This window comes from Anaerohalosphaera lusitana (assembly GCF_002007645.1).
GTDB classification, from domain to species: domain Bacteria; phylum Planctomycetota; class Phycisphaerae; order Sedimentisphaerales; family Anaerohalosphaeraceae; genus Anaerohalosphaera; species Anaerohalosphaera lusitana.
The window spans coordinates 272,881-285,253 of sequence record NZ_CP019791.1 but is presented as its reverse complement, the minus strand read 5'-3'; the positions used below and the strand labels follow the sequence as shown (position 1 = coordinate 285,253).

At 53.3% G+C, this 12,373-nt stretch carries 4 protein-coding genes; 3 read left to right on the top strand and 1 reads right to left on the bottom strand.

The features are described 5' to 3' along the window. Positions 1–41: 41 nt before the first annotated feature. Positions 42–2,171, bottom strand: coding sequence for an ATP-dependent DNA helicase RecG (recG, locus tag STSP2_RS01280; protein WP_335633133.1), 2,130 nt, complete (start codon positions 2,169–2,171; stop codon positions 42–44). 260 nt (positions 2,172–2,431) lie between these two features. Here recG and STSP2_RS01275 point away from each other — a divergent pair, with 260 nt between their 5' ends. From STSP2_RS01275 to STSP2_RS01265, 3 genes are all read left to right on the top strand, one after another. Continuing rightward, positions 2,432–5,818, top strand: a complete 3,387-nt coding sequence (locus STSP2_RS01275; RefSeq protein ID WP_169852891.1) for a LamG-like jellyroll fold domain-containing protein — start codon at positions 2,432–2,434, stop codon at positions 5,816–5,818. A 304-nt stretch (positions 5,819–6,122) separates the two neighbouring features. Further along, the gene (locus STSP2_RS01270; RefSeq protein WP_205847956.1) at positions 6,123–8,582 is read left to right on the top strand and encodes a CBM96 family carbohydrate-binding protein; all 2,460 of its coding nucleotides are present in this window, start codon (positions 6,123–6,125) and stop codon (positions 8,580–8,582) included. A 353-nt stretch (positions 8,583–8,935) separates the two neighbouring features. Further along, entirely contained in the window at positions 8,936–12,283 is a 3,348-nt protein-coding gene (locus STSP2_RS01265; protein ID WP_146659098.1) for a LamG-like jellyroll fold domain-containing protein, read from the top strand. Positions 12,284–12,373 lie beyond the last annotated feature (90 nt).

Sequence of the window (12,373 nt, the reverse complement as noted above, 5' to 3'; positions counted from 1 at the left end):
CTTTTTAAGCTTGACTGGGTACCATTGCTGACAGGCTTATTTTAAGCTACGTCTACGAGGCCCAGTTTGGTGCCGAATTTTTTGATGAGTTCTTCGCGGATCTGTTTGTGGTCGGGGTCCTGGATGAGCGGGTCAGTTTTGATGAGGTCGAAGGCGTTTTTGCGTGCGAGGGTCAGCAGGTCGAAGTCTTCGATGATGTTTGCGATCTTGAGGTCGGGCAGGCCGTGCTGACGGGTGGAGAAGAGTTCACCGGGGCCGCGGAGTTTGAGGTCGTGTTCTGCGATCTCGAAGCCGTTGTTTGATTTGGTCATCATTTCGAGACGGGATTGTGCGATCTCGCTGTCTGTGTCGGCGAATAGGAGGCAGTAGGAGTTTGACTGGCCACGACCGATGCGGCCGCGAAGCTGGTGGAGCTGTGCGAGGCCGAAGCGGTCGGCGTGTTCGATGACCATGATGGTGGCGTTGGGGACGTCTACGCCGACCTCGATGACGACGGTGGATACGAGGATGTCGAGCTTGCCTGCGCGGAAGTCAGCCATGACGGATTCTTTCTGGTCGGCGGGCATCTGGCCGTGGAGGAGGGCTACGTTGTAATCGGGGAAGATCTTTTTGCTGAGGAGTTCGTAATCCTGGGTTGCTGAGCGGATCTCGGCGGATTCGTCGTCTGATTCGATGCGAGGGTAGACGAAGTAGGCCTGTTTTTTGGCTCGGAGGCGTTTGCGGATGAAGTCGTAGGCCTGTGCGCGGTCGTGGGGTTTGACCCATTTGGTGAGGACCTTGCCTCGGCCGGGCGGGGCGTTTTCGATTACGGATACGTCGAGGTCGCCGAACGCGGTCATGGCGAGTGTGCGGGGGATGGGGGTTGCGGTCATTACGAGACAGTGTGGCGCTTTTGCTTTTCGCAGGCTTGCGCGCTGGTGGACGCCGAACTTGTGCTGTTCGTCGATGATTACCGCGCCGAGGTTTTGGAAGTCGATCTGTTCGTTGAGGAGGGCGACGGTGCCGACTACGATATCGATGTCGCCGTTTTTTATGTCGGTGTTGAGGCGGGTGCGTTCGGCGGCGGAGATTCGGCCGGTGATGAGGGCGGTGCGGACGTTGGAATCTTTGAGGAATTTGGTTATGTTGTTGTAGTGCTGGGTTGCGAGGATCTCGGTTGGGGCCATGATCGCGGCCTGGGTTTTGTTTGCGACAGCGAGGAGGGCGGCGTAGACGGCGACGACGGTTTTGCCTGAGCCGACGTCGCCCTGGAGGAGGCGGTTCATGGGTGTTTCGGATTGCATGTCCTTGACGATGTCCTCGATGGCGGCGTTCTGGTCCTCGGTGAGCAGGAAGGGGAAGCGGGCGCGGATGCGGCTGTCGATGGTGTCTGTTGTGTGCATGGGTGTTGCGGGTGCGGTGTGTCGGGCCTGGTAGCGTTTGAGGGCGAGGCCGAGCTGCATGAGGAAGAGTTCGTCGTATTTGAGCCGGCGGCGCGCCTGGGCGAGGTGGTCCTCGTCGGTGGGGTTGTGTATCTGGCGGTATGCCTGGGTACGGGGGATGAGTTCGAGTTTCTTGCGGAGCGGTTCGGGGTAGAGTTCTTTTATGTGGGAGGTGAGTTCGGGCAGGAGGGGGCGGATGATGGAACGGATCTGGCGCGAGGAAAGGTTTGCGGTGGCAGGGTATTTTGGGCCGCCGAGATTTGCGGGATCGGCAGATGCTTGCTCGTCGAGGATCTGGAATTTTGGGTTGTTCATCTGCAGGCGGTGTTTGTAGATACCTGTTTTGCCGTGGACGACGAGGATCTTGCCCGGTTCGAGCTGTTTGGCGAGGTATCCGCCGTTGAAAAAGACGATGGGCAGGAAGCCGGTTTCGTCGGCGATGGTGACCTTGAACATGGGTGGGCGGTTGAAGCGGAGGAAGGAGGTGTCTTCGACGATGCCGACGGTGCAGATTTCCTGTTTGGGTTTGATCTGGTCGATCTTGACTGGCTCGGGGAGGAAGTCGTAGTCGCGTGGGAAGTATTCGAGGAGGTCGCCGAGTGTGTCGACGCCGAGCTGGGCGAAGGTTTTTGCGCGTTCGGGGCCGACGCCCTTTGCGAACTGGATGGGCGTGGTGAGGTTGATGTCCGGTTTTTCATGTTTTTTGGGCTGCATCGGGGTATTGTAGCGAGTTGGGCGGGGGTTGTAAATGAGGTGTTTTTGGTGTGTGTGTATTAAAGCGTTTGGGGTGCGATATAGCTGCGAAAGCCGTTATGGGCTTACTGTTCAGGGTTTGAGGAGATAGTTTTTTTGTATTTTGAAAGAAAAAATCCTATAATTAAGTGGATGGGAAACGTGAAGAAGTGAGTTAGTTTCAGATCCTGGCTGATACGGGCGGTGTTTTTGTGTCCGTGATGAGCGGCTGTGTTCTGATTTTGAGTGATCGAGTGTTTATTTTCAGGAATCGTGTGATGAAAAGGTTTAGCCGCAGCAGTTTTTCGAAAGTGCTAGTTGCCGGTTTTGTAATGCTTTTTGTTTTTGGATCGGCTGTTTTTGCGGTTGATCCGGCTAACCCTCCCGAGTTTATGCGTGTGGAAGTTGAGCGGGGCGGGGAGGTTCTTACTTTCAACCTCGACAGATATAATATGCGAGGTGAGAATTTCGAAGTTGTGCTGCTGGACACGGACGGGGTGACTCAGATCCCTCTGGATCCGGGCCCGGTGCGGACATATCGCGGCTGGTGTGAGGAGGAGCCGGACAGTTATGTCGAAGCGACGCTGATGGTGAACGGGGACCTGAGATATCATGTGTTCAAGGGGGCGGCATATGACTGGTGGTATGATCCGCCATATGAGAGGGACGATACTGCGGGTGCTGTGAACAATTTTACGGAGATCGGGGGAACGCCTGTTCAGCCTGCGGGTACTGTTTATCCGGGGGCATCTTTTACGTTGCCGGCGGCCAATCTGGATGATTACTACAAGACGGTTTACCAGATGGATTTTGGCACAGACGTTCTGGTGGAGTATGTGGACGCTGCGAATTTTTCGAATCTGCTGAGCTATGTGCGTAAGGCTGAGAATGCTGTTGGTCATTACAACGGGCTCTACGTAAGAGATATTCTTGCCGAAGCGAAACTGGGCAAGGTTGTATATCGGCAGAGTAATGCGGGGGTGGATCGCAGCAGTGCGCAGTGGGGAGTGGACTGGTGGAACGCTAATTCTTATTTTGAGCAGTTGTTCCCGGATGCTGATCATCACTTTATCACGATGGTTGGCTCAGTCGGCGGAGGTGTTGCGTTCGTATGTGATTATGGCGGAATCGACTGGGCGGGGCGAAGCTTCAACGGCTGGAACGGTGATTACAACTGGTGGCATGTTGGACGTCACGAGGTTGGTCATAATATGGGTGCCGGTGATTGGGACGGCGGCGGCAGAGAAGGTGCGACCATGATGAATGGTAACAATGTTGGTATCTCTCGTGTGTCCAACGCTTCTGCTACAAGAATAATGAACTGCCGACGGAACAAAGTAAGCGGCGGGGTGGATATCAGGAACATCGGTGCTTACGGTTATCCTGTGCCGCCTTATGCGAATCTTGATATGGCGACGGCGCTGGTTGGAAGTTCGGTCGCTCTGGATGTGCTGGGCAATGACTATGATGCGAACAACGACCAGTTAGCGATCAGTGATTTTCAGCAGGAGTCGCCTAATGGAGGTTCGGTTGTGTTTTCGGCTGGGACAGGTCCTGACGGACGTGATGAGCTGATCTATACGCCGCCGACAAATTCGGTTGGAGAGGACAAGTTCACTTACAGCATCGTCGATGAGAGCGGCAGGACAGCAATGGGGTATGTGATCATGTCGGTCGATCTCGATGATACGATCAAGGGTTATTATCCGCTGGATGAGATGTCGGGCACGGTTGCGGATGATGTGAGCATCTTTGATAATAACGGTTCGCTTGTTAACGGAGCTTCGTTCGATGCTGATTCCGTTGCGGGTGTATTCGGCGGTGGTCTGGATCTTGACGGTGTGGACGATCACATCGAAATATCCAGTCTGAATCTGAACAGCAATACAGTTACGATAACTGCGTGGGTCAAGCCCAACGGTTCGCCTACCGGGTGGAACGGCATCGTGTTCAACAGATCGCAGAACGCGGCGGGTTTGAACTTCGGTACCGGCGGTGAGCTGCGGTATCACTGGGATGGTACGAACTGGGGCTGGAACAGCGGTCTGGTGCCTACGGTAGGTCAGTGGAACTTTGTCGCGCTGGTGGTCGAACCTGATCGGGCGACGATATATCTTAGTGATGGTGCAACGGTTCAATCCGCGACGAATGTAAATTCGCACGGCGTGCAATCGTTCGGCGGTACGACGTACATCGGTCTGGACAGCAACAGTGGATCGCGGCATTTCAAGGGTTCAGTTGATGATGTTCGGGTGTATAACTATTCAATGAATGCGGACGAGATCGGGTCGGTGATCGCCGGCGGGCAGGTTGAATGTCCTTCTCCTCTGGATGGCGCTACTAACGTAGGCGAGACATATTTGAGCTGGGTGCAGGCTGCGGATGTTCTGGGTTATGATGTCTATCTCGGGACGGATGCTACTGCAGTTGCAGCGGCTGGGACCGATTCGCCGGAATATCGGGGCCAGGTGACGGATGCGGTCTTTGATGTGTTCGAACTGCTGGAAACTAATACGCAGTATTTCTGGCGTGTGGATACGGTGACCAGTGAGGGCGTTATTAGTGGTGTGATATGGGAGTTTACGACCGGGTCGGCGCTGGGGATGACGGGTTACTGGAAGCTCGATGATGGCGACGGTACGGTTGCTGATGATTCGAGTGGAGGTAATAACGACGGTACTGTTTCCGGTGCGGTTTGGACGCAGGGTGTTGACGGCGGGGCGCTGAGTTTTGATGGTGTGAATGATGCGGTCAGATTCGGGACCGGGCCTTCGTTGTCGGGCAAGACGGATTTTTCGGTTTCGGCGTGGATCAAGACCAGTGCTTCGAAGGATCAGGTGATCGTTCAGCAGCGAAACGGCGGTTTTAACGGGCAGTATGCTGTCAGGGTCAATTATGATGGCCGAGTCAGTTTCTTTGTTTACGGCAACATGGGATATCAGTTCAGCTTCAGTTCGAGCGAGACGGTCAATGACGGCGAGTGGCATCATGTTGCGGCAGTACGTGACGGCGATGACGGTTTCATTTACATCGATGGAAGTCTTTCAGGCAGCGGGAGCGGGTCCGTTCGGGACCTGAATGGCGGTATTGGTGTCGGCGTCGGGGCGGATATCCGTGATAACAATAAGCATTTCCAGGGTGTTATCGATGAGGTTCGAATTTATGACAGGGCGCTTGGCGGTGATGCTGTCCATGAGTTGTTTTATGAATTAGCTGAGAAGACCGATGCTCCTGTTGGGCTGACTGCGACGGCTGGAGACGGATGGATAAATCTGGACTGGGAGAACGGGGCTGGTTACCCGACATATACCGTTTATCGAAGTACGACGAGCGGCAGCGGTTATGAGGTAATAGCTCCGACTGCTGTATTGAGTATGTATTCTGACGGGACAGTTGTTAACGGTATAGAATATTATTACGTTGTTACGGCCACGGACAGCGGCGGTGTGGAGTCGGAGTTCTCGAATGAGGTTGGGGCGGCCGCCCATACTGCTGGTGATGTAAACGCAGACGGTTTTGTGGACCTGAGTGACCTGGCTATGCTGAGTGAGTACTGGCTGCAGGATTGTTCCGTGGTGCCTTGCGGTGAAGCCGATACGGATGATAGCGGATATGTGGACTTTGACGATTTGAGTGCGATAGCTGTAGAATGGCTTAATCAGTAAGTCCCAATTTTTATTGATGACATCAGGCGTGGCGATTTCGGTTGTCACGCCTTTTTTATGCGTATGCTGCAGGGACTTGTTGAATTACATGGGTAATAATTATTTCAGAAGATGGTGAATTTTGTTGAATCTGAGAAAAACCTGGTAGAGTTTCACCGACCTTATGACGTTACATGGTGCTATGGGTAAAGTGATAAGTTTAAATCAGGAGCTGGGTTTGCGAAAACATAGTTTTTTTCAGTTTGTTTTGGGTGCGATCGTTTTTTTGTCGGGGGCAGTTTTCGGTGCTTTGCCGGACAGTATTGTGCAGAGTGTCAGTCGTTATGGTGAAACAATCACACTTCGGCTGACTAAAGAGACTGTTCGGGGGAATTATTTTGAGGTTCTGGTGCAGGGTTCGGACGGTTCGTACAGCAGCTATGATGCAGGTGAGGTTCGGACTTATATGGGGACAGTGGATGAGTATCCGGATGCGATGGTTGCCGGGGTTAAGCTGTCGGACGGGACGCTCAAGACGCGGATATATTTTGACAGGGGGTATACGTGGTTTACGTCGGGGGCGTATGTGACTGGAACGCGGGGAGGCAATGCGGAAAGTTTCTGTCTGCCGACGATGGGTACGGTAACGCCAGGTAAGGCGGGGAGCGATATTTATCGGTTCGATGTGGGGATCGATTGCGATTACAGATATTACAGTAGGCGGGGGTACGATGTTCAGAAGTGCGTGGAGCTTGTGGAGTTTTCGGTTTGTCAGGTCAAGGCGATCTATATGCGGGATGCTTTGCTTAGGCCTGCATTGGGGCGGGTTGTGATCAGGGCATCGCAGGCGCATTGTCCTTATGACGGGATTACGGGGACGGCGCTTCTGAATCCGTTCAAGGATGAGTGGAACTATAACCATTCGCCGGATACGACATATGATGCGGCTGCGCTGGCGACGCCTGCGATCGGCGGGGGTGTTGCGTGGGTTGGCGTGATCGGCAGTTCGGTGCGGTATTCGGTTAACGGGCTGGCGAGTGACGGCAGTTTTGATATTGTCTGGCGGCACGAGCTTGGGCACAACTGGTCGGTGCATGATTATCATGCGGGCAGTCCGGAGGGGTCGACGATCAATTGCGGCAATGCTTACGGGCGGTTCTCGGGGCCGGAGGTGCAGTCGATTCTGGGACATCGTGATTATAAGAAGTGGGCGTTGGACAATGTGGGCGTGTATACGAGCATCGACATTCCGCCTTATGCGGCGCTGGATGTTCCGGCGAAGATCGCTGTGGATGTGGGAGAGGAACATGTCGAGGTAATAGATGTTCTGGCGAACGACTTTGATGCGAACGGGGATACTCTGTCGATACTTTCCTGCGACAGTACGTCGAATGCGGGGAGGAGCGTTGGGATTAGCAGCGGGACAGGACCTGGCGGTTGTGACGAGATACTGTATACCGTTACGCCGAGCGATGGGCTGGCGGAGTTCGATTATTTTCGTTACGAAGTCGAAGACAGCAGCGGTCAGAGGGCGACGGGCGTTGTGCTGCTGCAGTTGGGTTATGAGATGCCGCCTGTGTGGACAGTTGAATCCGATGCTGATACGTTTGTGAGGAGTTCTGACTCGACCAATTTTGGCGACCGAGATTATATCACTATCAAGCGGACGAATTCGGGTGCTTCTTCGACTTATACGCGGACAGGTTGGGTGCATTTCGACATAAGCGATAAGGATCTTACGAGCAAGGCGAAGTTGAGCTTTACGTGCTTCGGCGGCGATGCGAGCAATGAGACGGTTACTGTGTGGGGGATAAAGGATGGTCGACCCGGTGATGAACTGGGGACGGACTGGACGGAGATGGGGCTGACGGGCAACAATGCGTCGCTTGTTCCTGATTTTGCGGAAGATGAGGACACGACAAAGATAGGAAGCTTCAAGAGTTCGACGGTCGTGGGGACGGAGTTTACTGTTGCTGGTGCTGAGCTGGCGGAATTTCTTGAGGCTGATACGAATGGGGAGGTGACTTTCTTGCTGGTTAAGCAGCCGAGCGAGCGGACGCTAAATATCTGTTCGGCTGAGAATGGTTCGGGGGCACCTACGCTGAGTGCTGTGCCGATGCTGCCCGCGGATGCTCATGTGCGGGACGGCAGTTATGCTGAAAATAATTTTGGTTTTGATGATACGATGACAGTCAAGCATGACGGGGAGAGTTATGAAAGGCATATGTATCTGCGGTTCGATTATAACGGTCAGGTTGATGGGGCCGTTGAAAATGCTGAGCTGGTGCTGACGCCGACGGCGACGGTTTCCGGGGTGATGCTGCGGGTACGGCTGGTCGATGATTCGGGAGATGACTGGGACGAAGGAGGGATAACCTGGAATGATAGGTCTGTGGGGAGCGGGCTGGAGGTGCGCTTCTGGAGCAACTATCTGGTAAAAAATCAGTCTTACACCCTGAATGTTACTTCGCTGGTAAATCAGGCGATGAACGCGAATAAGGTTGCAACGTTCCATATCGATTCACTGACGGCGGGGTCGTCTTACTGGCTGGATTTCGCGAGCAAGGAGAACGTAAATGAATCATATAGGCCAAAGCTGATCGTTAGGTCACGTACTAAGGCAGATGTAAATATTGACGGCGCTGTCGATTTTGAGGATTTTGCGTTATTTAGCGGCAACTGGCTGATGCAGGATTGCGGTTTGTGCGGTGGAGCTGATATGGATGGCGATGCAGATGTGGACATGGACGACTTGATGATGTTCGCAGCAGACTGGCTTGACTAGCAAGGACAAAGGGTGTATTGCGAGTCCGGTGATTCCACTTTACCGGGCTCTTTTTTTTGAGGTCTAAAATGCTCAGTGGTGCCAGAGATGATTTTTCTTTAATTAGTAAGGGTGATTTTGTATAATAAGTTACCGTGAAGATTGAGTGATCTTGCCGCGTGTTTGTGCGGTCATGGAGATATTTTGTCTTGGGTGACAGAGTGTGCAAAACTTATGTGTGGTATGAGTCAGGGGTGAGGAGTGCACATCGTTTTTTTCTTGGGTGCTTCAGGGCGATTCGTGGATAGCTCTCTGTGATCTCTTCTGCGCGGACGTTTTTTTAATAGTGTGTGTTTTTTTATCAGGAGAAGAGTATGTTGAAGAGTGATGTGTTTTTCAGGTCTGCACTGATGGTTCTGTTGATCGTTATCGTTTCGGGGGCCGCTATGGGTGCGGCGCCGACGACTTTGACACAGAACGTGAGTTATGGTGGTGAGACGATCACGCTGAGGATGACCAAGGAGAGCGTGCGTGGCGATCATTTCGAGGTGCTGGTGCAGAACAGCAGCGGAGGATATGATACGTGGACGGCGGGCGAGGTTCGGACATATGTCGGGACGGTTGACGAGTATCCTGGAGCGTTTGTTGCCGGTATCCGCAAGAGCAATAATGTTTTGAAGGCGCGGGTGTATTTTGACCGCGGTGCGACGTGGTACACTTACGGCAGCAGTGTGACGGGGACACGCGGGACGGGTGCGGAGTCTTTCAAGATGCCGAGCAAGCCGAGCGTTACGCCCGGCAAGTGGGGGACGGACACTTATAAGTTCGATGTCGGATTCGATTGTGACTACAGATATTATGACAGGATGAACAGCGTAGATGCATGTTTCGAGATGGTCGAGTTCTCAACAGTGTGTCTGAAGGTTCAGTATCTGCAGGACGCTCTGCTGATGCCAGCTATCGGACGGGTGATCATTCGGACAAGTCGGCAGCACTGCCCTTACTATAACTATTCAGGGACGGGGATATTGAATCCGTTCCGGACAGAGTGGAATACGAACCAAAGTGATGCCGAGCGGGATGTCGCTGCGTGTGTGACGCCGAACATCGGCGGCGGTGTCGCGTGGCTGGGTGTGATCGGTACGAGCAGCGCTTATTCGGTCAACGGAATCAGCAGTGACGGCAGTTTCGATGTTGTGTGGAGGCACGAGCTGGGTCACAACTGGAGCGTGTATGACTATCATGCGAACAGTCCTGAGGGGCCGACGATAAACTGCGGTAATCAGTACGGCAGGTTCAATGGGCCGGCTGTGGAGTCGATATTCAACCATAGGGATTCCAGGCTGAGCATATTTGAGAATGTCGGGACGTACAATACCATAGACTTCGGGCCTTATGCGGCACTGGATTTCGTGAGCCAGGCTACGGCGGGCGAATCTGTTGCGATCGATGTTATGGCGAATGATTTTGATGTTAACGCTCAGTCGATCTCGCTTGACAGTTTTGATTCTACTTCGTCAAAGGGAGGCACGGTGACGCTGTCTGCAGGGACGGGAGGCGATGGTCGTGATGAGCTGGTCTATACGGCCCCTGCGAATGCGTTCAATGAGGTTGATTACTTCTACTATACGGTTAAGGATTCGGCGGGCAATTACGGAACGGGTGTTGCGCTTGTGTATGTCGATCTGGCCAACACATTGAAGGGATACTATCCGCTGGATGAGACGAGCGGTACGGTTGCCGGTGACCTGAGCAGGTTCGGCAATGATGGAACGCTGGCCGGCGGAGCGTCTTTTTCGAATGCCTCGGTAGCGGGCAAGTTTGGTACAGCACTTGAACTTGACGGGACGGATGACTGTATAGAACTGGATGGACTGAATCTGAACAGTGACAAGGTTACTATCACCGCGTGGGTCAAGCCTTCCTCTACGCCTAATGACTGGAGCGGCATCGTGTTCAACAGGACGCAGGATGCGGCAGGTTTGAATTTCGCAAGCGGCGGTGAGCTTAGATATCACTGGGACGGCGGTAACTGGAGCTGGAGTTCGGGGCTTGTTCCGCCTGTTGGGCAGTGGAGCTTTGTTGCGCTTGTTGTCGAGCCGACGAAGGCAACGATATATATGAATACCGGGGGCTCTACTCAAACGGCAACACATTACGGTGCTCACGGCAGCCAGGCGTTTGCCGGTACGACTTATGTTGGACGAGACAGTAATCACAGCACACGGTACTTTAACGGTGCAATGGATGATATTCGGATATTCAATTATGCCATCGATGCGGACGGAATAGAAGGTATCATAAAGGGAATCAAGGCGACGGCACCTGTGCCGGTAGATGGGGCGACGGATATTACGAGCCCGCTGCTGAACTGGATCACTTCAATTGACGGAGCCACTTACGATGTATATGTCGGTACGAGTCCGACGGCGGTCGAGAATGCGACTACCAGTTCGCCTGAGTATCGCGGTTCCGTGGCCGGTAAGATATTTGATGCTTCTGCTGTGCTGAGTGCCGGGACGACATACTACTGGCGTGTTGATTCTGTGCTGGATGGTGAGACAGTCAAGGGTGATGTCTGGGACTTTTCAACGGGTTCTAATCTGACGTTGCTTACAGACGGTCTGAAGCTGCATTATACGATGGACAATGCGGACGCCAGCGGGAGCACTGTTTATGATGTGTCGGATGCAGGCAACAATGGTACTATCAGCGGAGCGACGAAAGGCATTTCAGGTCAGATAGAAGAGGGCTTCCGCTTTGACGGTTACAATGACAGAGTCTACGGGGCGAGGCTCAATCTGAACAGTAATACAGTTACGATGTCGGCGTGGATCAAGCGTCATGGTAATCAGCCGGATTACGGCGGGATCATGATCTGTGTGGATTCTAACAACAAGTCCGGTCTGAACTTTGCGGGCAATAATGAGCTTTGCTATCACTGGACGGGCGGCTATTGGGGATGGCGGTCGGGTCTGGTGGTGCCTGACAATCAATGGAGCCATATTGCGCTGGTGGTTGAGCCCGACAAGGCGACGCTTTATGTCAACGGCCAGTCGGCGGTGAGTTCCGGTTCGCATGCTGTTGAGGAGTTCAGTGACTATCTGGATCTCGGTACTTATGACGGTTGGTCGAGCAGGATGTATGAAGGAGATATGGATGATGCGGCTGTGTGGAACCGCAGCCTGTCTCGCGAAGAGATACTTTATATTTATCAGCAGGGCGTGGATGGAAGCACTTTTGATGAGGTGCAGTCAGATGTAACTGCGCCGGCTGCACCTGTGGATGTTGCTGCGGCCGCGGACGATAGTTCCGTCAGCCTGGATTGGAGCGACAACAGTGAAGAAGATCTTGCCGGCTATAACGTGTACCGCAGTGAGGTCAGCGGGTCAGGTTATTCGCAGTTGACTTCGGGGACCATTTTCAGTGCGTTTGGAGATGGTACGGCTGTTAACGGCACAACTTATTATTATGTCGTGACGGCTGTCGATCAAGTTGGCAATGAGAGTGTATATTCTGACGAAATGACGGCACTGCCGCACATGCGGGGTGATATCGATGTGGACGGCAACGTGAATTTCCGGGATATTGCTCTGCTGAGTGAGTTCTGGCTGGATACGGACTGTTCTGATAGTACGCCTTGCGGCAACGCGGATGTTGACTTTGACAACGATGTTGATATTGATGACTTGAAAGAGCTTGCGGCTAACTGGCTTAGATAGCCGTTTAGTTCAAAGAAATCGAAGGCGTGTCGGTCATGTTGGTCGGCGCGCCTTTTTTTATGTCGTGGGGGTGTTGTTAGCGCGTCGGAA